The 25,646-nt window shown below is 53.3% G+C and carries 21 protein-coding genes and 1 pseudogene; 15 read left to right on the top strand and 7 right to left on the bottom strand.

The genetic code is table 11. The features are described from left to right. The 11 genes and pseudogenes from HYU99_08455 to HYU99_08505 form a co-directional block, all read left to right on the top strand. Window positions 1–1,061 (top strand): B12-binding domain-containing radical SAM protein (locus HYU99_08455; protein ID MBI2340378.1); only part of this gene is annotated, 1,061 nt, incomplete at its 5' end. 1 nt (window position 1,062) lies between these two features. Beyond that, entirely contained in the window at window positions 1,063–2,040 is a 978-nt protein-coding gene (locus tag HYU99_08460) for a glycosyltransferase family 2 protein (protein ID MBI2340379.1), read from the top strand. Then, the gene (locus HYU99_08465; GenBank protein ID MBI2340380.1) at window positions 2,037–2,981 is read left to right on the top strand and encodes a GDP-mannose 4,6-dehydratase; all 945 of its coding nucleotides are present in this window, start codon (window positions 2,037–2,039) and stop codon (window positions 2,979–2,981) included. The genes HYU99_08460 and HYU99_08465 overlap by 4 nt, the downstream gene beginning before the upstream one ends. A 3-nt stretch (window positions 2,982–2,984) precedes the next feature. After that, on the top strand, window positions 2,985–5,060 hold the full coding sequence (locus tag HYU99_08470; GenBank protein MBI2340381.1) for a glycosyltransferase: 2,076 nt from the start codon (window positions 2,985–2,987) through the stop codon (window positions 5,058–5,060). Then, on the top strand, window positions 5,060–5,950 hold the full coding sequence (locus tag HYU99_08475; GenBank protein ID MBI2340382.1) for a class I SAM-dependent methyltransferase: 891 nt from the start codon (window positions 5,060–5,062) through the stop codon (window positions 5,948–5,950). Before HYU99_08470 ends, HYU99_08475 begins: the two co-directional genes overlap by 1 nt. A 759-nt stretch (window positions 5,951–6,709) precedes the next feature. Next, on the top strand, window positions 6,710–7,843 hold the full coding sequence (gene rffA, locus HYU99_08480) for a dTDP-4-amino-4,6-dideoxygalactose transaminase (protein ID MBI2340383.1): 1,134 nt from the start codon (window positions 6,710–6,712) through the stop codon (window positions 7,841–7,843). Between the two features lie 1,094 nt (window positions 7,844–8,937). Continuing rightward, window positions 8,938–10,560: a hypothetical protein gene (locus HYU99_08485; protein MBI2340384.1), complete on the top strand. Its 1,623-nt coding sequence runs from the start codon at window positions 8,938–8,940 to the stop codon at window positions 10,558–10,560. 101 nt (window positions 10,561–10,661) lie between these two features. Then, window positions 10,662–11,221 (top strand): annotated as a pseudogene (locus tag HYU99_08490) (sugar transferase). Further along, a complete protein-coding gene (locus HYU99_08495) occupies window positions 11,221–12,294 on the top strand; it encodes an NAD(P)/FAD-dependent oxidoreductase (GenBank protein MBI2340385.1) in 1,074 nt (357 codons plus the stop codon). The pseudogene HYU99_08490 and the gene HYU99_08495 overlap by 1 nt, the downstream one beginning before the upstream one ends. A gap of 88 nt (window positions 12,295–12,382) precedes the next feature. Next, window positions 12,383–14,254: a polysaccharide biosynthesis protein gene (locus HYU99_08500; protein MBI2340386.1), complete on the top strand. Its 1,872-nt coding sequence runs from the start codon at window positions 12,383–12,385 to the stop codon at window positions 14,252–14,254. A 54-nt stretch (window positions 14,255–14,308) separates the two neighbouring features. Next, the gene (locus HYU99_08505) at window positions 14,309–15,271 is read left to right on the top strand and encodes an NAD-dependent epimerase/dehydratase family protein (GenBank protein MBI2340387.1); all 963 of its coding nucleotides are present in this window, start codon (window positions 14,309–14,311) and stop codon (window positions 15,269–15,271) included. On the opposite strand, the gene HYU99_08510 is transcribed toward HYU99_08505, so the two are convergent. The 6 genes from HYU99_08510 to HYU99_08535 form a co-directional block, all read right to left on the bottom strand. Next, window positions 15,201–16,649, bottom strand: coding sequence for a cysteine--tRNA ligase (locus HYU99_08510; protein ID MBI2340388.1), 1,449 nt, complete (start codon window positions 16,647–16,649; stop codon window positions 15,201–15,203). The two genes, HYU99_08505 and HYU99_08510, sit on opposite strands and share 71 nt — an antisense overlap. Before the next feature lie 72 nt (window positions 16,650–16,721). After that, on the bottom strand, window positions 16,722–17,201 hold the full coding sequence (locus tag HYU99_08515; GenBank protein MBI2340389.1) for a 2-C-methyl-D-erythritol 2,4-cyclodiphosphate synthase: 480 nt from the start codon (window positions 17,199–17,201) through the stop codon (window positions 16,722–16,724). Next, window positions 17,192–17,860: a 2-C-methyl-D-erythritol 4-phosphate cytidylyltransferase gene (gene ispD / locus HYU99_08520; protein ID MBI2340390.1), complete on the bottom strand. Its 669-nt coding sequence runs from the start codon at window positions 17,858–17,860 to the stop codon at window positions 17,192–17,194. Before ispD ends, HYU99_08515 begins: the two co-directional genes overlap by 10 nt. Before the next feature lie 71 nt (window positions 17,861–17,931). Next, window positions 17,932–18,519 (bottom strand): aminodeoxychorismate/anthranilate synthase component II, encoded by a 588-nt coding sequence (locus tag HYU99_08525; protein MBI2340391.1) that lies wholly within the window; start codon window positions 18,517–18,519, stop codon window positions 17,932–17,934. Further along, window positions 18,516–20,021, bottom strand: a complete 1,506-nt coding sequence (trpE, locus tag HYU99_08530; protein ID MBI2340392.1) for an anthranilate synthase component I — start codon at window positions 20,019–20,021, stop codon at window positions 18,516–18,518. Before trpE ends, HYU99_08525 begins: the two co-directional genes overlap by 4 nt. A gap of 62 nt (window positions 20,022–20,083) precedes the next feature. Then, window positions 20,084–20,923, bottom strand: coding sequence for a YcbK family protein (locus HYU99_08535; protein ID MBI2340393.1), 840 nt, complete (start codon window positions 20,921–20,923; stop codon window positions 20,084–20,086). 129 nt (window positions 20,924–21,052) lie between these two features. Here HYU99_08535 and HYU99_08540 point away from each other — a divergent pair, with 129 nt between their 5' ends. The 4 genes from HYU99_08540 (at window position 21,053) to HYU99_08555 (ending at window position 25,231) form a co-directional block, all read left to right on the top strand. After that, window positions 21,053–21,529 (top strand): CBS domain-containing protein, encoded by a 477-nt coding sequence (locus HYU99_08540; protein MBI2340394.1) that lies wholly within the window; start codon window positions 21,053–21,055, stop codon window positions 21,527–21,529. A gap of 126 nt (window positions 21,530–21,655) precedes the next feature. Beyond that, complete coding sequence (locus HYU99_08545) at window positions 21,656–23,563, top strand: 2-oxoacid:acceptor oxidoreductase subunit alpha (protein ID MBI2340395.1); 1,908 nt, start codon at window positions 21,656–21,658, stop codon at window positions 23,561–23,563. Continuing rightward, window positions 23,530–24,573, top strand: coding sequence for a 2-oxoacid:ferredoxin oxidoreductase subunit beta (locus HYU99_08550; protein MBI2340396.1), 1,044 nt, complete (start codon window positions 23,530–23,532; stop codon window positions 24,571–24,573). The genes HYU99_08545 and HYU99_08550 overlap by 34 nt, the downstream gene beginning before the upstream one ends. Before the next feature lie 133 nt (window positions 24,574–24,706). After that, complete coding sequence (locus HYU99_08555; protein MBI2340397.1) at window positions 24,707–25,231, top strand: CBS domain-containing protein; 525 nt, start codon at window positions 24,707–24,709, stop codon at window positions 25,229–25,231. A gap of 24 nt (window positions 25,232–25,255) precedes the next feature. Here HYU99_08555 and HYU99_08560 read toward each other — a convergent pair whose 3' ends face one another. Further along, window positions 25,256–25,618: a hypothetical protein gene (locus HYU99_08560; protein ID MBI2340398.1), complete on the bottom strand. Its 363-nt coding sequence runs from the start codon at window positions 25,616–25,618 to the stop codon at window positions 25,256–25,258. Between the last annotated feature and the right edge of the window lie 28 nt (window positions 25,619–25,646).

Genomic DNA, 25,646 nt, shown 5'->3' on the forward strand with positions numbered 1-25,646 from the left:
GTAACTGCCGCGGCATCAAATATATCGATAAAGAGGGAAATTATGTCGACATGGGCGCGTTTTCCCGGATTGAAAAAGTGGATGAAATTCCCTGGCCGGCCTGGGACCTCGTATCCCTTCAGCCCTATTGGGCCTCTCAAAAATCCCACGGCCCTTCAACTTACCGGGACATGCCGATCATGGCCTCCCGCGGTTGTCCTTATCAATGCACCTTCTGCTCCAGCCCCCAAATGTGGACGACCCGCTACATCCTCCGCGGGGTGGACGATGTCCTGAATGAGATACAGCACTATATCGACAAATACGGCATCACGAGTCTTCAGTTTTACGATTTGACCGCCATCACGAAAAAGTCATGGACCGTCGACTTTTGCACCAAAATGATGGAAAGGGGAATCCGCATCCAGTGGTCGCTCCCCTCTGGAACCCGGAGCGAAGTCTTGGACGAGGAAGTCCTTCCCCTTCTGGCAAAAACCCGTTGCACCTATCTGGTCTACGCGCCGGAGTCCGGATCGCCGGAGACCCTGAAACGGATCAAAAAACGGATCAATCTGGACCGCTTTACCCGTTCAATAAAAATCGCCGTCGCCAACGGGCTGATTCTTCGCATCAATCTGATCATCGGCTTTCCCTTCGAAACCAGGAGGCACATTTATCAAACCATCCTCTACGGCTGGAAACTTGTTTTGATGGGGGCGGAGGAGGCGGTGGTCAACCTCTTTTCCCCCTATCCCGGGTCGGAGCTTTTCCGTGAGCTTGACTCGGAAAAGAAAATCACCTTAAACGACGATTATTTCTACTCCCTCACTTCGCTCAACGGCGACTATACAAACTTCAGCCCCGTGACTTTCTGCAAGAACATAGGCTCGCGCGAGTTGGCCTTCTACCGGATCTTCTCGCTGGCCTCCAATTACTTCCTCGGCTATCTTTTTTTCCCGAGGCGGATTTTCAGGATGCTGAAAGGGTTGATAAAGCCCGGCGTTTCCGCGACTATTTTCGAACGCCGTATGCAGGATTTATTCAAACGGAAGCGGGCCGATGCCGGAAATTTTCTGCGCTAAAATGAAACCCCTTGTCTCACTGGTGATCACGAGCTATAACGACCGGGAAATCATCCGGCCCTATTTCGAGGCGATTTCCAAAACCCTTTCAACACAGACGCAATACGCCTGGGAGATCATTTACGTCGATGACGGAAGCACGGACGGATCGGTCGGGATTCTCGAGAGTTTGGCCTCGCAACAGGCAAACGTCGCCTTCATCGAACTCACCAGGAATTTCGGACAGCAAAAGGCCTTTCTGGCGGGGATGAGGCATGCCGGGGGAGACGCGGTCATTACACTCGATGGAGATTTTCAATATCCCCCCGAATGCCTCGTTGCATTGGCTCAAAAGGTTTTTGAAAACAACGACATCGTCAGCGGGATCCGGACAAAGCGGCAGGATCCATGGTTCACCCGCCTTACTTCCGCCGCGGCCCAGTTTTTTATCCGGAGGATTTTCCGGATTCCCGTGCGGGATTTCGGCGCCGTCAAGGCGTTTGGCCGGTTTCTGGTGGACCAGATTCTGAAATACGAAAATTATTCCACCAACGTCTACGGCCTGGCCTATTCACTGACAAACCGCCACGCCGAAATCCCCGTGGGCCACCTTCCCCGTTTTGCGGGGCGGTCGAAGTGGAATTTCACGAAGAGGCTCCACCTTCATCTGGACATGTACCTGGCCTACTCCCCCTATGAAAACACCAGCCTTCTTAAAATCGGCTTTTTCAGCACGGCCCTGGGGCTTTTGATCCTTTCCCTTCTTTTGTATCTTTTTCTTTTTCACGGCATCTTCTTTTTCCGGTCCTTTACGGCGGTTTTCGCCCTCTGCCTTACCGGAGGGGGCTCGGCCCTGATGCTTGGTTCGCTTTTTTTGAGTTTTCTCCTTCGGATCTACCGCCAACTCCTCTGGAAGGGGGATTGTTCGGTTGAAAGAAAAATCGTGCGGGCTCCCGTTGAAAACGGGCCGGTCGCCCTTGGGGGAGGAAGGCAACGATGACAACGCTTCTGGTAACCGGCTGTGCCGGCTTCATCGGCTCCAATTTTTGCCGTCTTTTCGAAAACGAATTCAAGATCATCGGGGTTGATTGCATGGGAAGGGGGTCCCATCCCGCAAACATTCCGGAGCGGATCACGTTTCATGATCTCGATATCTCCCGTGCAAGCACCGTTTCCGGGCTGATGGACTCCCTTCCGCATTTGGACGGCATCATCAATTTTGCGGCCGAGTCCCATGTCGATTTTTCGCTTCAGGACGATGCAAAATTCTGGAAGACAAACGTCGAAGGCCTGCGTTGTCTGGCCCGATGGGCGATCCGGAAAAAGATCCGGCTCCTTCAGGTTTCCACCGACGAGGTCTACGGGTCCTCCCTTAAGGGAGAATGGTTTACCGAAAAATCCCCCTTGAACCCGCGCAACCCTTACGCCGCCAGCAAGGCCGCCGGTGATCTTTTGGTCTTGAGTTACTCGCACTCCAACGGATTGGACGGCGTGATCACCCGCGGATGCAACACGATGGGACCGCGGCAGTTTCCGGACAAAGTGGTGCCCAAGGCCGTCACCTGTTTCTTGAAGGATGAGTCTTTTCCCCTGTACCGGACAAGCGCGAAGAGATTGTGGCTTGACGTCGAAAGCCATTGCCGCGCCGTCAAACTCCTTTTCGAAAAGGGAAAAAGCGGCGAAGTCTACAATATAGCCTCCGGCCAAGACCACGAAATCGAGACGCGCGCGCTCGTCGAGACAATCCGGAATATCGTTGGAAAAGGGACGATCCGCGAAGTCGACGATCGGGCGGGGTACGACCTGAGATACCTCATTTCGGCGGAAAAAATCCAAAACGAGTTCGGGTGGTCCCCCCGGAAAAAACTCCCCCAACTCATTGAACAAACCGTCTTGTGGTACCACGACCATCCGGAGTGGATCCGGGAATGCAAGGTCTGATTGATGCAACAGCCTGCCACCGCAAAAAAGGAAGATATCTCCGCAAACCCCACAAGGGCCGTTTCGGTTGTCATTCCGGCGCATAATACCGCCTTCTTTCTTGAACCGTGCATCCGGTCCCTGTTGAATCAGACATTCCCCGCTCACGAAGTAATCATCGTCAACGACGCCTCCACCGACGACACGACGGACATCGCACGCCAATTTGCGGCGAAAGAACCGGGGGTTAAGGTTTTCGACCTGGCAAAAAACGGCGGAGCCGCTTATGCCAGATCTTACGGGGCCGGCAAGGCAACCGGCGCTATTGTCGCTTTCCTCGACAGCGATTGCACCGCGCCGTCTGATTGGATCGAATCCATTGTCAAAGAATTCGACGCCGATCCCTCCCTGGGAGGCGTGGGAGGCCGCTATTCCCACCCGAGGGAAAAATCGTCCACGGCACTGATGGCCAAACTTGAGGAGGAATACGCCCACCAGCTTTTCGCCAAGACCCCCTTTGAATCCAATCCACCCGGGGGAAATTCCGCGTTCTTGAGGGAAATATGGCTCAAAAAACGGAGCGGGTGCGAAGCCTACCTCTTTCGCGGTATCAACAGCGGGGAGGACGATTTCGCCTGCAATGAAATCCGCCGTGCCTCCCGCATCAAGTTCGTGAACACCCTGGAGGTTGTCCACCAACCCCGCCCTGCGGGGGGATATTTCAAGAGGCATGTCAATCGGGGCCGATCTTGGGCCTTCCAATTAAGCCGGGGAATGAGACAACGGAAAAGGAGCCTCGAGGCCTACGGGGGAACGGGCCTTTCCCGAAAATTCTTCCGGTTTGTCGAAACCGTCAACCGGGGGCTTGCCCCGGGCGAAAAAATCTCCTTCGCCAAAAAAACAACTATCGCCTTCCTGCTTGTCGCCCGGTCCGCCTGCTGGATCTACGGCGCGGGGCGCTATTTTTCCGGACGGGCGGCCTTGCGGACGCAAAAGCTCTTGAACATCGCCCTCTCCATCCTTCATTTTTGGGCGCCGGGGCGGATTTCAAAGATGTTCTATTTTGTGACCGCAAGATGCAACGCCCGTTGCGAGTTCTGTTTCAACCTGGAAAACGTGGAGAACTGGCAGGCCCGAAAACCGGCCGAATTGACGCTCAATGAGGTCGAAAAAATCGCCGGGCATTTGAAGCGCCTCCCCTACCTGAACCTCTCCGGCGGAGAGCCTTTCATCCGCGCCGATTTGGCCGACATTATCGAAACCTTCTACAAACGCTCAAAGACCCAGTGGGTCACCATCCCGACGAATGCCAGCCTGACAAAAGCGACGCTTGAAACAACCCAGGAGATTCTCGCGCGTTGTCCGAACCTTTTTCTCGTCATCCAGGTCTCAATCGATGGAATGCACGAAACGCACGATCGTTCCCGAAAAATCAGGGGGGGCTTTGCCGCGATGGTTGAGACCCTTAAGGGGTTATCCGTCTTGAAAAAATGGCACCCAAACCTGCGCGTCCAGATTGCAACCTGTTACGATGACTTCAATGCCGGTCAAATTTCCGAGATCATCCGGTTCTGCCGGGAGAATTTCAGCTATGACCAGCAGATGTTCTACCTGATCCGGGATTCGGGCAAAATGGTGACCGATTCCAAAAACCACCTGATTTCCCGATTCCTGGCCACCCTGGAGGAAAACGAAAATCATGAATGGAAACATCATCAACGCTCTTTATGGGGCCGCACCGTGCGGGTCTTGCAGGGGATGGTCTACGCCGATTTCGTGAAAATCAGGGATGAAAAGCAATTTATCCGCCCGTGCCACGCAACCCAAAAATTCGTGACGCTGTACGACGACGGGCAAATCTCCCCTTGTGAAGTCCTCGATTCGGTCAATCTCGGCAACATCAGGGACTTCGATTTCGATTACTACAAATTGATCCGGCGAAAAGAAATGTCCGAATTCCACACAAAAGAAATCATCGAAAAGAAATGCCAATGCGACTGGATGTGCGCCATACCGATGAACATGCTCTACGACGTTCGCACCCTCCCCCGTCTGGCGAAGAGCTGGCTGAAACCGGCTGAAAGCATAAAACATCATTAATGCGGTTTTCCTACTCACCGAATCAATGTCCCTTCTGCGGCGGTCAACAAACGACTTCCTACCATCGGGTCTCTTTCTCGCAGGGAGCGGTAAGCTGGGTCCGATGCGTCCATGACGGACTGGTTTATCAAAATCCAAGGCTCGACAACCGGTCGATCTCAAGCCTTTTCAGCGCCCCCGAATACATTCAGGGGGGAAAGTCGGCGCACCCCCTCGGTTATTACGACTATTTCGAAAGTGAGCGGGCCCGTTTGGCCACCGGCAGAAAAAAGATAAAAAAAGTCGAAAAAAAATGCGGCCGGAAAGCCCTGAATATCCTGGAAGTTGGGTGCGCCACGGGGTCTCTCCTCAAAGCCGCCCGGGATCGTGGACATCAGGTTTTGGGAGTGGATGCCTCGGCTGTTTTCGCGGAATACGGCCGACGCACGTATGATTTGGACATCAAGGTCGGCCTCGTGGAGGAAATGGCCTTGCCCGAATCGGTTCATGATGTTGTTTTTCTTCAAGGCTCCCTGCTTTGTCTTTCGGACCCCGTCAAGGTGTTCGTCAAAATCGGGCGCCTCTTGAAACCGGGCGGTCTTTTCATCTTTAATGTGCCCCTCCTCGACACCCTTTCCTCCAGACTCCTGGGAAAAAGGCTTTGGGTTTACAAACCGGGGGTCCAAGTCCTTTATACCCGTCCAAATATCCTGGAGCTGTTAAAACGAACCAGTCTCCATTTGTTGGAATCAAGGCGCGACGTCCAGGCCGTCTCGCTTGAAAAACTGGCCTGCGTCCTCGGGTTTCTGAATCTGGGGCGCTTTTTGGGCCGCTTAAGAAGGTATTATCTTACCTTTTACATTCCCGCTGTTTTTGAGTTCGTTGCATCGAACAGGGAGGACAAGCAATGAGAGGGGTCTGTCTTTTCGGGGGAAACGGAACCCGGCTGGGACGCTACACGCGGCGGGTCGCCAACAAGCACCTGATCCTTATCGGGGACAAGACGATCGCCGACCTGACCGCCGAAAAGATGGTGGAGACGGGCCTCAAGCGGTGCTCATTTGTGACCGGAGCCAATTACGCCGGCCAGCTGGTCAATTATTTCGGGGATGGAAAGGAATGGGGTTTCGAGGAAATCGACTACCGTTTCCAATATCAGCCCGATGGAATCCCTTCAGCCCTCCTTGCAACCGAAACCTACAACGCCGGCCACAAGATATTTCTGCATCTGGGAGACAATGTCATCGATTACAATTTCAAACGGGATTGGGACAAATTCGCGGAGAGCGGCCACGGGTGCCGGATTTTTCTCACTTCCATCCCCGACCCGACCCGTTTCGGCATCGCGGAAATCAACGAGGGAACGATCGTCTCCCTGGAGGAAAAACCCAAAGAGCCCAAAGGCAATCTGGCGGTCATCGGGGCTTATTTTTTCGATGAAACCGTCTTTGAAAGGGCAAAGAGTTTGCGCCCGTCGGCCCGCGGCGAGACCGAGGTCATCGACCTGATCAAATCCTACTTGCGGGATTCCAGGGTCGACTACCGGATTCTGGACGGTTTTTATTGCGATGTGGGGACCCCCGATCAGATCATCAGGGTCGTGAATTGGTACGATAAAAAAAGAAAGGCAAATCCCGGCACGATAAAAAAAGAAAGGCAAATCCCGGCGTCTGATGGAACCCCTCATCCCTTTTTGCAAACCCTATCTGACCGGCAAGGAGGAAATCTATCTCAAAGAGGCCGTAACCGGACGCGAGTGGGCCGGAGACGGCCCCTTTTCACGACGCTCCACTCAACTCTTGAGCCGGCTGGCCGGTAAACCGGTCTATCTCACGTCATCGGGAACCCATGCCCTGGAGCTTGCCGTGATGGCCTTGAATTTGGAACCGGGGAGCGAAGTGATTCTGCCCTCCTTCACTTTTTCCTCCACCGCCAATGCCGTTGTCAACGTGGGGCTCAAACCCGTTTTCGTCGATATCCGCCGGGACACGTTGAACATCGACGAGACCTTGATCGAGGAATCGATCACCCGGAAGACACGGGCCGTCATCCCGGTTCACTATGCCGGCGTTGGCTGTGAAATGGGCCCCATTCTGGAGACGGCGACAAAATACGGGCTTAAGGTCATCGAGGACGCCGCCCAGGGGATCATGGCCTCTTACGAGGGTAAGCCGTTGGGGTCTTTGGGGGATTTGGGGATCCTCAGTTTTCATCAGACCAAAAACATCACCTGCGGCGAGGGAGGAGCGATCATCGTCTCCAACCCGGCTTATGTGAAGGCCGTCGAAATCCACCGTGAAAAAGGAACGAACCGCACCGCTTTTTTAAGGAACGAAACCAGCAAGTATGTGTGGCTCGACCGAGGATCGAGTTACCTGCTGGGGGATCTGCTGGCCTCATTCCTGTACGCCCAGCTTCTGGAACTCGATCAGATCACCCAGTCCAGAAAAGAGAGATTCGATTATTACCGATCGGAGTTTGAATCCTTGAATGGGCGCCATCTCCGCCTTCCCGTCATCCCTGAAAAATGCCGGTCTAATTATCATCTTTTTTTTGTGTTGCTCGAGAGCAAAGGGATTCGGGATCGTTTGATGGATTTCCTTCGGGAACGGGGGATCGAGGCGACCTTCCACTTCCACCCCCTGCATAACGCGCCGGCGGCGGAAAAATTCTCCACGAGTCAACGCCCGCTTCCCGTGACCGTCGAAGCCGGCGAGACCCTTCTCCGTTTGCCCCTGTATCCCGACCTGCAACGCGAAGAACAGAAAAGGATTGTCGATGCGATCAAAGATTTCTTTTCCTAACAACCCGCTCGCGGAGTGGGGAAAAAGATGAAATTCCTGCTCCTAAGTCTTATCTTCTTCATTCTTATGATCGCGACACATTTTCTCTTCTGCAAATTCCGGAAGAATAGAAAGGTAGACGCCACTCTGATTTCACTCATCGCCTTATTCTGGCTTGCTATTTTTATTATTTTCCTTATCTTGACTGATAGGTTTTTGACAACACACGATCATCATTTAACTCTTTGGAATATGCCTCTCGTCCTAACATCGATTTTAATCTATCTTTCGCTGGTTCCATTTTATTTTTTGACGCACCTCAACACCGTACATCAAAGCCCCTCTCTTGCCATTTTATTATCTTTCCGGTCGAGAAAAAATCTGATTCACAAACAACTCATTCAAGAATGGCCTGATGAAAAGTTGATCACTCCGCGATTAATAGATCTTCTTATTTCGAGATGCGTCTCTTTCAGGAAAGGCAAATATTATCTGTTGCCACGGGGAAAACTGATTGTCCGTATTACACAGAATTACCAAAAGCTCCTAAATCTGAATATTGGCGGTTGAAATGGGCATACAAACGAGTTGGATAGACCAGTTTGTTTTGATAAACACTTTCTCAAGTTTCTTTTTGTTTGTGTTGATCCACATTACCGTTTTTCGGTTTGTCAGCCAAAAAAGTATTCTCAAATGGCTCGAACGCTTGTTTTGGATAATTGGAGGAGTCAACATTGCCGTCAACGTCAGTTTCATTTTCATTCCGGAAATCCATCTAAAGATGGGCTATTCAACGAGCGGTTTACTTCTTTCTCTGATTTGTTCATTTTTTATTTTTGTAATATTGACTTTTGTCTACGCTGGTGCAACCTATGGTATGTACGAATCATCCTTAAGAATAAGACTCCTTCGAGAAATAGCCGCGGGAGACGATCAAGGGATTTCACTCAATGAGCTCTTGGAACGATATAACGCTCAGATCTTGCTTCAAACGAGACTTGCCAGGCTTATGTCTTCGGGGGAACTCGTACGAAACGGTGATGCCTACCATTTGGGTCGAAGCTTCGGCCTTTTTATCCTTTATGCTCGGGTTGTAGCAGCGCTCCGGCGCATCTTTGGAGAACCTGAAGTATGCGACTATTCCTATCGAAAGAAAATTTGTGACTTTAAGAAATTACAAGACTGAAATTGCGTTGATTAGTTTGGTGCTCCTCATGTCACACGGCCTTTTGCTCATCAACGATGGTTGTTATTGGGAAGATTGGACTATTTTGCGCTTGAAAGATCAGGGATGGCACGTCCTCTACCATAACACCAGGGTGTGGGGTAACATTTTTATGCCCTACCTGATGGCGTTGATAGACAGCATCTCAGACTCTCTTTTTATCTACAAGTTCGTCATCTTTGCAAACCTCAGCGGGGCCACTCTCTGCGTTTTCCTCCTGGCCCTTGACTCCAAAGCCATAACGTCCTTTGAGGCGTTATGGATTGCACTTCTTTTTGCGTCCTATCCTGGGATCAAAACATGGCCGGCCTCCATCCTGCTTGTATCTCATTCGGCCTGTTATTTCCTGTTTTTTTTAGCCTGCTTTGTCTCCATCATTAAACTCCCAAACACTGTTAATCGTTCACTCAAAGTCTTGTATAGAAGTTTATCTCTCGTCCTCTTTTATCTTTCTTTCAACACCAATTCGTTTCTCTCTTTTTACTTCGGTTTTCTCCTCTATTGGTTTTTACTCGAAAGGGAAAAGGCCGGAACTCCATCTCTAAATTTTGGTTCCATCATCCTTTTTTTGAGGTCAAAGCTAGATTACATCTTTTTGCCCTTTGTTTTTTGGACCGTGAAGATCACTTTTTATCAGCTCGACCAAGCTCATTCCTCTTATAATCGCCTCCTGTGGGACCCCATCTCATTTTCTAAAAATTTCCTAAAGCACATTCATTACACTCTATTCCAAGGATTAGATGGCGCTCTCCTCGGTGTCTTGCAGAACCCCGTCTGGAGTCTCATTTTGATACTGTGCCTCTTCCTGTTCATGAAGAAGTATTGTAGCTCGCGCTCCAACGTTTCCGAGATATATTACAAAATATCCCCAATACGATTACTGACTCTTTTTGGCCTCACCCTATTGGGAATGGCCCTCTTCTCCTATGCAGTCGTTGGGAAATCCCCAATCGAAGACGAACATGAAACAAGACATGCCCTTCTGACTCCCTTGCCGGTTGCAATTTTATGTGTAGCCTTTTCGCGGTTTTTTTCTCAAAAGAATTGGCATCAAGCGCGATGGATCTTACTGACAGCACTTTTGGGGGGATTTATCATCAGCTCCAGCGGTAATTATCTGATATGGCAGGCTCGATGGATAAAAACGCGTTCCATCATGGAGCATTTGACCGCCAATCCGGAGGCAGGCCAATATTCGACTTATATTATCGTTGACGAATACCCAATCGGCAAGGAATATGACGCCGTGACCGAATGGATCGGACTTTTCAACAAAATCTGGGGGGGAAAAAATCGGAATGTTTTCTATCTACGAGGATTTTCTGAAAATTCCACCGGCGATCCATGGAACGATCTCAAGAGGCCCCAAGCGGTCATACGAACTTATAACGGGGCCTACGAAGATTACAGATTTGCTGTGCTCTTATATTATTATCATCGGTTAATGAGCGGTGACGCCAAATTCAAGATCTTTTTAAGGTTATTCACGCGCGTCGAAGTCACAGAACAATGAACGGACGAGTCCCGGGAACTGCCCCTTCGCATTGTCTCCGAGCAACAGCGCCTCTACGAAGCGCAAAACCGGGTAAAGAAAATTTGAGCGATGAGAACGGCATGAAGAGACTCTTCGACATTGTTTTGGCCCTTTTTTTATCAGCCGTCTTCTTGTTGCCGTCTTTCATCATTGCATGCGCCATCCGACTCACTGCAAAAGGACCGGCGCTCTACTGGTCCGAGCGGATCGGGCGTTTTAACCGAATTTTCCTGATGCCCAAGTTTCGAACCATGAGAGTGGATACCCCCCAAATGCCACTCATATGATGAAAAATCCGGAACAATGGTTGACGCCCGTTGGCAATATTTTGCGGCGCACAAGCCTGGATGAATTGCCCCAGTTATGGAGCATTTTGAAAGGAGATATGACTTTTGTGGGGCCAAGACCGGCCCTGTTCAACCAACACGATCTGATCGCCCTTAGAAAAGAAACAGGAGTTGACCGGCTTGTACCCGGCTTAACCGGCTGGGCGCAAATAAACGGCCGGGATGAACTGCCCATTTCCCAGAAGGTCGAGCTTGATGCTGAATATTTACAGAAGCGGTCATTTTATTTTGACCTGAAAATTCTTTTTATCACAATATTCAAGGCTCCTTACGGTATTGGAGTCAGCCACTGATGAAAACACCCCCGAAGCCGTCACATCCACAAGCCGTCATCATTGGCGCCGGAATCGTCGGCCTTCATGTTGCGAACGCCTTGCGGGAGGCGGGGCATGAGGTTTATGTTCTGGAAAAAGAACCGTATCTTGCGGGGCATGCCAGCGGCCGGAACAGCGGGGTCATTCATGCCGGGATTTTCTACGAGCCCGGCAGTTTCAAGGAAAAGGTCTGCATTGAGGGAAATCGTTTAACGTATGAATGGCTTAAAAAACTGGACGTCCCCCATAAACAGTGCGGAAAATGGGTCGTGCCGGAAGGGCCCGGCCAAGAAGGAGAACTGGAATCTTTTTACGGGAGGATCCGGAAACTCCCCATTCCCGAGCCGCTTCTTTTGCCGGCCGGCGAAGTGAAAAGACGGGAACCCCGCCTGCGTGAGACGCCGGCCGTCCTTGTGCCTTCCACCGGCATTGTCGATGCCGCCGGGTATCTCAAGACTCTGGCCAATTATCTGGAAAAAAGAGGGGTCGTCGTCATCCTCAACTGCCGGGTGTTTGAAGCAAACGGACAGACGCTGAAAACAACACGCGGTGAAATTCCCTTTGACCTGGCCGTTAACTGTGCGGGACTTTTTTCCGACGAGGTGGCCCGGTTGGCGGGTTTGTCGGGGTATGAAATCCGGCCGTGTCGGGGCGACTACTACATCCTCGCAAAAGAGGTCATCGGCCGCCCCGTTTATCACCTCCCGGTTACGGAGTCACATGGCCTGGGGATTCACCTTACGCCGACGCTCGACGGCCAGACGTTGATCGGGCCGAACGCCTTCTTTATCGAAAAAAAGGACAACTACCTGCACGCCTCGCCCGATGCAAGACCGTTTGAAAGCGCCATCGCCTATTACCTGCCTGAATTTCGATCATCCGGAATTTCCCCGGCCTATTCCGGAAACAGGTCCAAATTGTTTATCGATGGAAGGGCCATGCCTGAATTTACGGTCATTCGGAAAAAAAACTGGATTCATGTCCTGGGCATCGAATCGCCGGGGTTGACCTCTGCACCAGCCCTCTCAAACTACATTGTGGAAGGAATCTGAAAAAACAGCGACCGGAAAAAATACTTCCAATTATTCAGCCGTTATTATAGGGTTCTTTCCCGGTTACCGGTCCATTGACCGCAAAAAAATGAGATATCTGCTCCTCATCGTTGATTTTCTGATCGTTACTCTTTCGTGGGCAGTCTCCTGCTGGTTCTTTCTGGGTCCTCTTTCGCTGGACGAACTGATTCAGGCTTCAAAGATTTCCATCCCGGTTCTGTTTGCCGTCAAATTTGTTTTTTTCTACCGTTTCGGCCTTTATCGGGCCATCCTTCGCTACGCCGGTTTCCATTTCGGGATCACCATCTGCAAGGCGGTTACTCTCGGCAGTTTTTTTTCCTTCCTTATTATCAACTATCCCCTGAACAAATGGCCCATGGGGCTGTTTATGATGGACTGGCTCATCACCCTTTTTCTGGTCGGTTCTTCCCGCTTCGTTCCCCGATACTATTCGGAGAATACCCAGCAGGAAAAAGGGGTTGGAAAGAGGGTTCTCCTCTATGGGGCCGGCGATCTTGGGGATGCCGTGGTGCGAAACCTGTTGAAGCAGAAAAATGAATATGAACCGGTCGGCTTCATTGACGACGATCCCCGCAAGATCGGCCGAAAAGTCCACGACCTCCCTATTTTAAGCGCCCATGGCGACCTCGAAAAAATTCTGAAGAAATACCGCGTCGATGAATTGATCATCACCATTTCCAGTGTCTCCAGCGACTGGCTCCGGGATATCTTCAAAAAGTGCCGCTCGGCCAACGTCTTCTGCCGGATCGCCCCCACCTTCAGCGACATGATGGGATCCAACGTCAGCATCAAAAACATCGACATCACCGATCTTCTGAAGAGGGACCCGAAGGATCTTGACGAAAAACAGATCGACCGGTTTTTGCGCCGCAAAAAGATACTGATCACCGGGGCCGGCGGCTCCATCGGTTCGGAGTTGATGCGGCAGGCATTGAGGTTCCGTCCCAAGAAACTTTTGGCCATTGATAATTCGGAGTTTGGTCTCTACAAACTGGAGGAGGAGTTGCGGGAGCAAATCCGCGAAAAGAAGGCCTACTGCAAATTCAGGTTTGTTCTGCAGGATCTTTGCCTGGAAGAACGGGTCGACAGGATTATTCAGGCGGAAAAACCGGACATCGTTTTTCACGCGGCGGCCTACAAACATGTCCCCCTTTTGGAATCGAATCCATTTGCCGGAATCATCAACAACATTCGGGGAACCATCAATGTGGCCAAGGCGGCCGACCGTCATGGCGTTGAAAAATTCGTCCTTATCTCCACCGACAAGGCGGTGCACCCCACCAGTATCATGGGGGCAACCAAGAGAATCTGCGAACTGTATATCCAAAACCTCAACCTTCAATCGCATACCGAGTTCGTCGCGGTCCGGTTCGGCAACGTCTTGGGAAGCTCCGGAAGCGTCATCCCCAAATTTCTCGATCAGATCCGAAAGGGGGGGCCCGTCACGGTCACCCATCCCAACGTGACCCGCTACTTCATGTTGACGCAGGAAGCGGTGGAGCTGGTGATGCAGGCGGCCTCCATCGGACACGGCGGCGAGATCTTCATCCTGAACATGGGCAAACCGGTGAAGATCAAGGAGATGGCGGAAGATCTGATCTTTTTGGCCGGCAAGGCCCCTTACAAGGATATCGATATCCAGTTCATCGGGCTTCGGCCGGGCGAGAAACTCTATGAAGAATTGCTGATCGACGAGACCGAAAAGAAAACCCAGTACGAAAATATCACCATCGGCAAAATAACCTACATCGACTGGAACAGGCTCGATTCAACCATCGGTGACATCCTGGAGCTTGCCAGACACGAAAACAAGGTGCAGGTTTTAACCGCCATGAAAGAACTGGTCCCCGGTTTTAACCACATCGACCTCCCCCGCGATGAAGCCGCAGTAACAAACGTGGTTTCCCTCCCGCTCAAGTCGGCCGTCTCGGTGGAATAGCAACCGTCCTGTAATTTCCAGAGGGCGAGTGGATAACAAAATAGGGTGTCCTGAATGAAAATCCTGATCACGGGGGGGGCCGGCTTCATCGGTTCGAATATCGCGCGGGGATACCTCGCGGCGGGACACCGGATCGCCATTCTGGACGATTTCAGCACGGGAAAAGAAGAGAACGTCCCCGACGGGGTTCCGGTTTTCCGGCTCCCGATTGAAAGCCCGGAAGTTGCGGATGTCTTAAGCAAATTCAGGCCGGAGGTGGTCAACCATCATGCGGCGCAGATCGATATCCGGAAGTCGGTTCATGATCCGGTCAAAGATGCGACAATCAATATCCTTGGATCCTTGAATTTGTTTGAGTGTTGCCTCAAGACACGGGTCAAGAAAATCATCTTTGCTTCCACCGGAGGGGCCATTTATGGGAACCAGGCTTCCTTTCCGGCCTCTGAAAATCACCCCGCCAATCCGGCAAGCCCTTATGGAATTGTCAAATTAGCCGTTGAAAAGTACCTTCAATATTACTCCTGGACCCATCACTTGCCGTTTGTCGCCTTAAGATACGCCAACGTTTATGGTCCCCGTCAGAACCCTCACGGAGAAGCGGGGGTCATTGCCATCTTTATCCACAAACTGTTAAACGGCGAGCGGCCTGTTATTTTCGGCAACGGCCTTCAGACCCGCGACTACGTTTTCATCGATGACGTCGTCGCCTGCAACCTGGAAGCATTAAAGCCGGGAATAACCGGAATCCATAATGTCGGCACAGAAATCGAGACGGACCTCAACGCGTTGACCGCTCAACTGGTCCAAATAATCGGGTCGAGCATGACCCCCGTTTACACCCCCCCCAAGGCGGGCGAGCAAATGAGAAGCTGTCTTAAAAAGGGAATATTGCAAAACCATCCCCTGACCCCATTGCCTGACGGCCTGAAAAAAACGGTTGAATGGTTTAAGTCCAATTTGTCGTCCCGTCCGGATTGTCCTTCAGGGCAATCCCCTTTTCCCCCAATTCCTTCCTGATTTGATCCGCCTTGGCCCAGTCTTTGGCCGTTCGGGCCCTGTTACGCTCTGCTATCTTCTTTTCGATCTCTTCGGTTGAAAGACCCGCGCTGTTTTGCACCCTCTCCTGCTTGACCGTCAAATACAAACCGGGATCCGAACCAAAAATTCCCAGAACCGCACCGATCTCTTCCACTGTTTTCATAAAGAGTCGACCAACAGAAAGAGACACCCCTTTTTCCTCATCGAGGGTCTTGTTCCATTCGTGAAGGAGATCGAAAAGGAGGCCGCAAACCCGGGCGGTGTTGAAATCGTCGTCCATCGCCGCCCCGAAATCGGCGTTTAATGCCGAGATTTTATTCCCGAGGGCCGCTTCGTCGGCGCTCTTTCTCCCCTTTTCTTTCCCTCCGCACTGCTCCCGAATCCGTGCCATTGTCGAATACCAGCGATTCAGCGACTGGCGGGCGTCCTGCATGTTTTTTTCGGTGTAGTCGATGGGCGAACGATAGTGCGACGAGAGAATGAACAAGCGAATAACCTCCGGATGATAACTTTTAAGAATCTCGCGGACGGTGAGAAAATTCCTAAGAGACTTGCTCATCTTTTCGGCGTTGATGTTCACGAACCCGTTGTGGATCCAGGTCCGGGCAAACGGCCTTCCGCTGTAGGCCTCGCTCTGGGCGATCTCGTTTTCATGATGCGGAAAGGCGAGGTCCCTCCCGCCGCCGTGGATATCGAAGGTGATTCCCAGGTGTTTCATGCTCATGGCCGAACACTCGATGTGCCAGCCGGGGCGCCCCGGCCCCCACGGCGATTCCCAGAGCGGCTCCCCCGGCTTGGAGGCTTTCCAGAGCGAAAAATCGAGGGGGTCGTTTTTGGCCTCGTGAATTTCCACCCGCGCCCCCGATTCGAGCTCGTCGATCTTCTTGCCGGAGAGTTTTCCGTAGTCGGCCTTTTTGCGGACGGAGTAAAAAATGTCGCTCCCTGCCTTGTAGGCAAACCCTTTTTCGACGAGGACTTTGACGATCTTCAGGATTTCATCGATATTCTCCGTGGCCCTCGGCTGAAAGGTCGGGGGTTCGAGCCCAAGCGCCTCCATGTCCTCATCGAAGGCGCGGATGTATTTTTCCGAAACCTCGTTCCACGCAATTCCCTCGTCCTGTGCGCGCTTGATGATCTTGTCATCGACATCGGTATAGTTGCGGACATAGGTGACATCGAACCCGCGCCTTTTCAGATAACGATAAATGACGTCAAAATTGACGAGCGCCCGCGCATGGCCCAAATGGCAGTAGTCGTAAACCGTGACGCCACAAACGTACATTCCGACTTTGGGGGAATTGAGGGGTTGGAATAATTCTTTACGGCGGGTCAGGGTGTTGTAAATAGACAAAACCATAAAAGAGCTTGGGAGCTTAAGAGCTTAAGAGCCTGGGAGCCTAGGATTTTTATTTCCTAAGCTCTTAAGTTCCTAAGCTCTTAAGCTCTCTAAAGTAGCAAGCGCCCACGCCGCAATTCCCTGTTTGGTCCCGGTAAAACCCATCCCCTCTTCCGTCGTCGCCTTCACATTCACGCAATCGGGCTCGAGGCCGAGCGCCGTCGCGATATTTTGCCGCATCTTTTCCCGGTAAGGGGCCATCTTTGGCGCCTCGGTGATGATGACCGAATCGATGTTGGCCGGCCGGTACCCCTTTTCGCTCAAGAGGACAGCGACCTCGCCGAGCAATTTCAACGAATCAATCCCCTGGTAACGCGGATCGGTATCGGGAAAGTGTCGGCCGATATCTCCAAGCCCCGCCGCCCCCAAAAGGGCGTCGCAGACGGCATGAAGCAAAACATCCGCGTCCGAATGGCCGGACAATCCCTTCTCATGCGGGATTTCGACGCCGCCGATGACCAGTTTTCTCCCTTCAGCCAGTTTGTGAACGTCGTAGCCGATTCCTATTCGCATAAACATTCCGCTATCCTCAAGTCCTCCGTCGTCGTCACCTTGATATTCCGCCTCTCCCCTTCCACCGCATAAACCTTCTCTCCAATCGCTTCCGCCATCATCGCCTCGTCGGTCCAGCAAGGGTCGTCCCTGGAGAGTTTTTGATAAATCCTCTTTAACACCCCGGCCGGAAAACCCTGCGGCGTTTGCACGGCAAAGAGGGAGGAGCGGTCGATGGTTTTCGACACAATCCCCTCTTTTATTTCCTTGATCGTGTCGTTCAGACGGGTAACCGGCACTGTCGGCCCCCTTTCTTTCGTAGCAACAGCCACCCTTAAGATCAGGTCCACGCCAACCAGGGGGCGAACAGCGTCGTGAACGAGAATCATATCTTCATCGGAGGCCTTGAGAACCTCAAAGCCCTTTTTGACCGACTGGGCCCTTGTTATCCCTCCCGCGACATAGATCACCTCCGGCGAATCCGTTTTGCCCGAGATGGAGACCAGCTCATCGACAGGCAGACAGACGACAATCCGCTGGAACCGTTTTGTCTTCAAAAAGGCCCCCACCGACCATTCAAGAAGCGACCGGCCGCCCAAACCCAAAAACTGCTTTTTAACCGACCCGCCGAACCGTTTGCCGATTCCGGCGGCGGGGATGATGGCGTAAAAATTTGACATACGGCACCGTAGGGGCGGCCTCCGCCTCAGGCGGACCGCCCTCCGAGCAGGGCAACCACATAGGGTTGCCCCTACATCTCTAAAAAATTCTCCAAAATCTTTTTTCCCGCCGTCGTCAGAATCGACTCGGGATGAAACTGAACCCCTTCCACGCGGAATTCCTTGTGCCTTACCCCCATGATTTCCCCGTCGCCGGTCCAGGCCGATATCTCCAAAACACCGGGACAGCTTTCCCGCTCGATGACCAGCGAATGATAGCGGGTGGCGGTAAAGGGATTCTTGATCCCCTTGAAGATCGTCTTCTGGTCGTGATGGACAGACGAGGTTTTTCCGTGCATGATTTTTTTGGCCCGGACGATTTTGCCGCCGAAGGCGGCGCCGATGGCCTGATGGCCGAGGCAGACCCCCAGAATGGGAATCGTTCCCGCAAACCGGGAGACAAGCGGCACCGAGACGCCGGCCTCGTTGGGAGTGCAGGGGCCGGGGGAGATGACGATTTTTTCCGGGGCCAGCAAGGCGATTTCGTCCAGGCCGATCCGGTCGTTCCGGCGCACAGAAAGCTCCTTCTCCGGATCCTTTCCCTGTTTTTGCAAAAGCTCCCCGATGTATTGAACGAGGTTGTAGGTAAACGAGTCGTAGTTGTCGATGATTAAAATCATAAGCTCTTCAACGCCTCAAGCATCGCCTCCGCCTTGCTCCGGCATTCCTGATATTCCCGCTCCGGCACCGAATTGTAAACAATCCCCGCCCCCGCCTGGATATAAACCTTGCCGTCCTTGAACAACGCGGTGCGGATGGTGATGGCGGTATCGAGGTTTCCGGAAAAGCCGATGTAGCCGACACAGCCGCCGTAGATTCCGCGCTTCTTCCCCTCCAGCTCCTCGATAATCTCCATTGCCCGGATTTTCGGCGCCCCGGTCAGCGTGCCGGCCGGAAAGGCGGCGCGGATCACATCGAAGGCGTCGCATCCCGGCTTCAAGACGCCGGAGACATGCGAGACCAGATGCATCACATGCGAGTACATTTCCAGCCCCTCCATCTCATTCACGGCGACCGTCCCGGTTTCGCAGATCCGCCCCAGGTCGTTCCGGCCCAGATCGACCAGCATGATGTGTTCGGCCCTTTCCTTGGGATCCTGCTTCAATTCCTGCTGGAGCCGAAAATCCTCCGAGGCGTCCCGTCCGCGCCGCCGGGTTCCGGCAATCGGCCGGAGTTCCACCTTTTTGTCCTCCAGCCGCACCATCACCTCCGGCGAGGCGCCGACGATCGCCATATCCTCGTACTGCAAAAAATAGAGGTACGGCGACGGATTCACCCGGCGGATGGCGCGATAGAGCTCAAAGGGGGAAACGGCCGTTTTCCCCTCGAAGCGGGTGGAAAGAACCACCTGAAAAATATCCCCCGCCTCGATATACCGTTTGGCCCTCTCGACCAAGGCGCAATACTCCTCTTCCGTATGGGACGCCGTCAATTTCTTTTCCCCCTCCCCCCGCTGTTGCGCGCGGGATTCCGGGGGAAGAGGAAGAGGCATCGTCCCAAGGGACATTGTCCCGAGCGGTTTTTGAAGCTTCTTCACCACTTTTTCAATCCGGTGGAGCCCCTCCTCATAGAGAGCCTCTACCGGTTTTTCGGGATCGACAAAAACATTGGCCACCACCTTGATCGACTGCCGGAAGTTGTCGAAAATCACCACCGTATCGGTCAAAAGAAAACAGGCGTCGAAGAGCCGCAGTTCGTCCACGGCCGTTTGGGGGAGGCGCTCGAAATAGCGGACCATGTCGTAGCCCAAATAACCCACGGCGCCGCCGAAAAAACGGGGAAGATCGGGTAGTACCACCGGCTGAAAACGGGCCATGAATTCCTTGAGGGCGTTCAGCGGATTTTCATCGACGCGGAACTGGGAGCGTTTGTGCCCTTCCATAATTTCCACGTCAAAACCCCGGCTTTTGAAGATCGCCCGCGGTTCGGTTCCCAAAAAACTGTATCGCCCCCATTTTTCGCCGCCGACGACGCTTTCCAGAAGAAAATCGTTTTTTCCCGTCCGGATTTTTAAAAAGGCCGAAACCGGCGTTTCGAGGTCGGCGGGAATCTCCTGCCAGAGAGGGATCAAATTTCCCTTCCCGGCCAGTTCCTGAAATTTTTCAAAAGTCAGAGAAATCATCGTCTTTTTCCATTCACCATCCCTGCCTGCCGGCAGGCACGGCACCATTCACCATCCACCAACTATCTTTTCTTCACATAAAACTCGTTGGAATACTGCACCCTGCCATCGCGGGTTGAAATTTTCCACCGAAATTTGCCGTAGGGGATTTTCTGCAATTTTAACTCTCCCCTGCCCCCTCTTAGACTAAGAGGGGGTGAGGGGGAGTTATTCCATTTCCCCCTGAAAAACCGCTCCAGATTCAAATCCGCATTCAACGGCGCTTCTTGCGAATTCGACAAAACGAGCCTCATCTTCCCTCCCAAAAAATAAAACAGCCTGTCCGTTTTCAGCGTCACGGGCAGATCGGTAAAAACGCCGATATCCGTGCGTTCCGAAAAATTCCCCTCCTGCCAGAAATGGACCCGGCCGAGATCGACATGGACCATCAACTGGTCGGGATAGTAACCGACGCCTCCCAGCCCAAGACGGCGGGCGTAGGCGGAAACCTTCTTTTCGGAAATTTCGTCCAGATGGATATCGGCCGCGATCCCCTTCATGTGGTTAGATTGCTCGGCCACCCCTTTTCCCGCTTTCTTAAGGGCGCGGTTGAACTCGGGGCTCCGGTAGCCGCAGATCACCTCCACCGTGTCGGCGCCGAAATGATCCTGAAGATGATCGAGGAGGCGGATCAGATTAATGTCCATTTCGATCTGTTTCCCCGAATCGCGCGACCGCATAAAACGGTTGATTTTTTTGAGCGCGCCGGGATCAGGCGTTCCATCCCGCTCGTAGGCCGTTTCGAGAAATTCATGCGAGTGGCTGTGATAGAGCCTCAAAAAACCGTCACGTCCGAGGACGTCCACTCTGCGCCCCTCCCCTGCTTCGGCCGAGAAGGCAAGTCCCTGGCTGATAAAGATCATACCCAAACAAAAAAGAGATCGCATAGAAAGCCAAAAGTACCCTACAAGGCCAAACCAAGTCCACCGCCCATTGACATTATGCGTAAAATTTAGGAAATTTAAGCGCCTGTCGAAAGAAAAGGAAAAATAATGACGGCCCGATTGATAAAAACACTGAAAACGGATAAAATTCAATCAGTTAGATCGAGACCCCCCATCTGCGTGGGAAAAGAGACCCTTCTCTCCCAGGTGATTGGCCTCATGCAGGACAAAAAAAGAGGGTCCGCCGTTGTCGTGGAAAAAGAAAAGCTCGCAGGTATTTTTACGGAGCGCGATCTGCTGACTCGTGTCCTCTCGAAGGGGCTGAATTTAAAAAAGACGGCCATCGGCGAGGTAATGACCCGGAGCCCCGATTGTCTCCGGAATGATTCGTCGATTGCGGAGGCGATCTCGCTGATGAGCGGCAAACAGCACCGCCATCTGCCGATTGTTTCGGCCGACGGGGCGGTTGCCGGGATGGTTTCGGTGAGGGATATCGTGGACTATCTGGCGGAACATTTTCCGTACGAGGTCTACAACCTCCCTCCCGATCCGCATCAGATAAGCACCGCCCCGGAAGGAGCGTAGGAAATTAAGCCGAGCATTCCGCCTGAGGCGGATGCGAGGCGCGGGGTTTGGCCCGCCACGAAGTATTGGCGGGCGAAACCCATGACGCGAGTAGCATCAACCGGGCCGAAAGGGCCCCAAATTTAAATGTCTAACGACCCGAGCGTGCCGGTGCATCACAAAGAGATTGAAGAAAAAGAAGATGTCGTCATCCGTTTTGCCGGCGATTCCGGCGACGGAATGCAGTTGACGGGAACCCAGTTCACCCATTCCACCGCCATCCTGGGGAACGACCTCTCCACCCTCCCCGACTTTCCCGCGGAAATCCGCGCCCCGGCCGGGAGCCTGGCGGGGGTTTCATCTTACCAGATCAACTTCTCGTCGCGGGATATCCGCACCCCGGGCGATGCCCCCGACGTGCTGGTCGCCATGAATCCGGCGGCGCTCAAGACCAATCTGAAGGATCTGCGGGAAGGGGGAACGCTTATTCTCAACGCCGACTCCTTCACCCCCGAAAATCTCAAATATGCCGGCTACACTTCAAACCCCATGGAAGACGGCAGTCTGAAAAAATACGAGACCTACGACATCCCGATCACCCTCGTAAACAACAAGGCGCTGGAAGGATCCCCCCTCCAGAAAAAAGACAAGGAGCGATGCAAAAACTTTTTTGCCCTGGGGTTGATGTTCTGGCTCTACGAGCGCCCCATGGAGGCGACCATTCAGTGGATCGGGGAAAAATTCAAGGCAAAGCCCGAACTGGCCGAGGCCAACAAAATGGCCCTCAAGGGGGGTTACAACTTCGGGGAGACAACGGAAATTTTCAAAAAGCACTACCGCGTGCCGAAGGCAAGCCTTGCCCCCGGCGCCTACCGCAACATCACCGGAAATGAGGCGACCGCCATCGGTTTCATCGCCGGATCGCGTCTGACGGGAAAAGAGCTCCTCTACGCGAGCTACCCCATCACCCCCGCCTCCGACATATTGCACGAGCTTTCGAGGCACAAGGGTTTCGGCGTCAAAACCTGTCAGGCGGAGGACGAAATCGCCGCCATCGGCATGGCCATCGGCGCCTCCTTTGCCGGTTCCATCGGGTTGACCGGCACCAGCGGGCCGGGGCTGGCCCTTAAAAGCGAGTCGATCAGCCTTGCCATCATGATGGAACTGCCGCTGGTGATCATCAACGTTCAGCGGGGCGGCCCTTCCACGGGGCTCCCCACAAAAACCGAACAGGCCGACCTGCTCCAGGCCATCTATGGACGCCACGGGGAAAGCCCGCTGGCGGTCGTGGCCCCCGCAACCCCCGGCGACTGTTTTACCATGGCTATCGAATCGGTGCGGATTGCCGTCCGTTCCATGACGCCGGTCATTTTTCTCTCCGACGGTTATCTGGCCAACGGCGCCGAGCCGTGGAAAATTCCCGATTTTGAAAAATTCAAAACCATCCCCGTCGAGCATCCAACAGCAGAAACCGGCCCCTTTCTCCCCTACGCGCGCGATGAAAAAACGCTGGCCCGTCCCTGGGCCCTTCCGGGCACACCGGGCCTGGAACACCGCCTCGGCGGCCTCGAAAAACAGGAGCTTACCGGCAACGTCAGCTATGATCCGCTCAATCACGAGCGGATGGTCAAACTGCGCGCCGAAAAGATCGCCCGGATTGGCCGGGATATTCCCCCTCTGGAAGTTTTCGGAAAGGAATCGGGAAATGTTCTTCTGGCGGGATGGGGGGGAACTTTCGGGGCCATCACGCAGGCGACGGAACAGCTTCAGAAGGAGGGTTTTTCCATCTCGAGCATTCACCTGCGTTACCTGAACCCGTTCCCTCCCAATCTGGGAGAGATTCTGGAGCGTTTTGAAACCGTCATTGTCCCCGAGTTGAACATGGGACAACTGGCCTTGCTCCTTCGCGCCCGATATCTGCTGGATGTCCGGTCAATCTGCAAGGTTCAGGCCCAGCCGTTTAAAGTTCAGGAGATCGTGGACGGCGTGAAGGAAATCATCAAAAAGACGGGAGTTTCATCATGGTCGAACCGACAGGCGGCCCTGCGCAGTTAAGCGGAGCGCCCTCATTAACAAGGAAAGATTTTGTTTCGGATCAGGACGTCCGCTGGTGTCCCGGTTGCGGCGACTACGCCATTCTCGCCACCGTTCAGCGCGTACTGCCCGAGCTGGGGGTCCCGCGCGAAAAATATGTTTTTGTCTCCGGCATCGGTTGTTCCAGCCGACTCCCTTATTATGTCAACACCTACGGCCTCCATACCATCCACGGCCGCGCGCCGGCCATCGCCACCGGCATCAAGGCGGCCAATCCCGGCCTCCATGTGTGGGTGATCACCGGCGACGGCGACGCCCTCTCCATCGGGGGCAATCACCTGATTCATGCCCTTCGCCGGAACGTGGACATCAAAATCCTTCTCTTCAACAACCGGATCTACGGCCTCACCAAGGGGCAGTATTCGCCGACTTCCGAATTGGGCAAAAAAACCAAATCGACCCCTTTCGGATCGGTGGATTATCCCATGAACCCGATCTCGCTGGCGCTGGGCGCCGGGGCAACCTTTGCGGCACGAACGGTGGACACCAACCCCAATCACATGAAGCAGGTGCTGACCCGGGCATCCCTTCACAAGGGGAGCGCCTTTGTCGAGATTTTTCAGAACTGCATCATCTACAACGACGATGCCTTCAAGTTTGTGACCGACCGGACAACGCGCGACGACAACGCGGTCATTCTCGAGCAGGGGAAACCGCTCATATTCGGAAAGGAACAAAACAGGGGGATCCGCCTGAAAGGGCTGAAACCGGAAATCGTGACCATCGGCGAAAACGGCGTCGCCGAAAAAGATCTTCTGGTCCATGACGAAACGGATCCGGACCCCTCCTATGCCTTTGTCTTGAGCCGGTTCGAGGCGCCGGATTTTCCGGTCCCCCTGGGGGTCTTCCGCGCCGTTTCCAAACCGACCTATGAGCAGATGCTTTGTCAACAGGTCAAAACGGCCGTGGAGAAGACGCCGGGGGATATCAAAAAATTGTTGCACGGGCCGGAGACATGGAGGGTGAATTAAGTGAGCAATCCGGCTTTGCCGGTTGCGAACGCGGGGTTTGGGGCCACCTGCCCGCCGGATTGGCAGGCGGGTTTGAGGCCCGAAATCCAACAACGCGAGTAGCAACAAACGGGCCGAAAGGGCCCCAAGTATTATGAAATGCCCTTATTGCGGTTACGATAATATCGCGGGCACCGATGCCTGTGAAAATTGCCTGCAGGATCTGGCCTCGCGCGACGGGATTTCGGTCCCCCGGGCGCGAATCCAAAAGGTGCTCATGAGCGACCCCATCGCCAAAGTGCCGCCGCATGAGGCGGTCTGCGTTAAAGAGACAACCTCCATTCCGGATGCGGTGGAACGGATGAACCAGTCCAAAACAGGATGCGTCCTCGTGGAGGGGAGTGAGGGGGAATTGAAGGGGATTTTAACCGAACGCGACATCCTTCTTCGCGTCATGGGAAAAAGCGGCGATCTTTCCAAAGCGACCGTCGCGCAGGCGATGACGGCGAACGTGGAGACTTTGGACGAAGACGACACGCTGGCCTACGCCCTCCATCAGATGTCGGTGCACCGGTGCCGGCATATTCCGATCATCCGAAAGAACAAAAAACCGGGGGTGGTGAGCGTCCTCGATCTGCTCTGCCATCTCGCCAAATTGTTTCCCGAAAAACCGGGGTAACTCCCCCTTTTCCCAACTATCGGATTAATGCGTTACCCTCCAAATCCCGTAGTTTCTTATCTTCTTGAAAATCGTCGAACGGGCCATCCCCAAAAGATCGGCCGCCCTCGCCTTGTTCCCTTGTGTCGTTCGCAATGCCAGCTCGATTTTTTCTCTTTCAACGCTCTTCATCTGAAACAGCGCCTCTCTTCCGGGGGCGATTCTCAAAAACTCGATATGCCCCGCTTCGATGACTGGTCCCTTGGAAAGAAACAGGCTTCGGAGGATCACGTTCTTCAGTTCTCTCACATTGCCGGGCCAAGGATGCTCCATCAGTTTCCACAAGGCTTCCGCCGAGAGCCGTTTTTGTGTCTGCGGCAGGGTTTTTTGAATAAAATATTTCGCCAATCGGGGAATGTCGTCGATCCTTTCTCGG

It is taken from the genome of Deltaproteobacteria bacterium (assembly GCA_016183175.1).
Classification (GTDB): domain Bacteria; phylum UBA10199; class UBA10199; order UBA10199; family SBBF01; genus JACPFC01.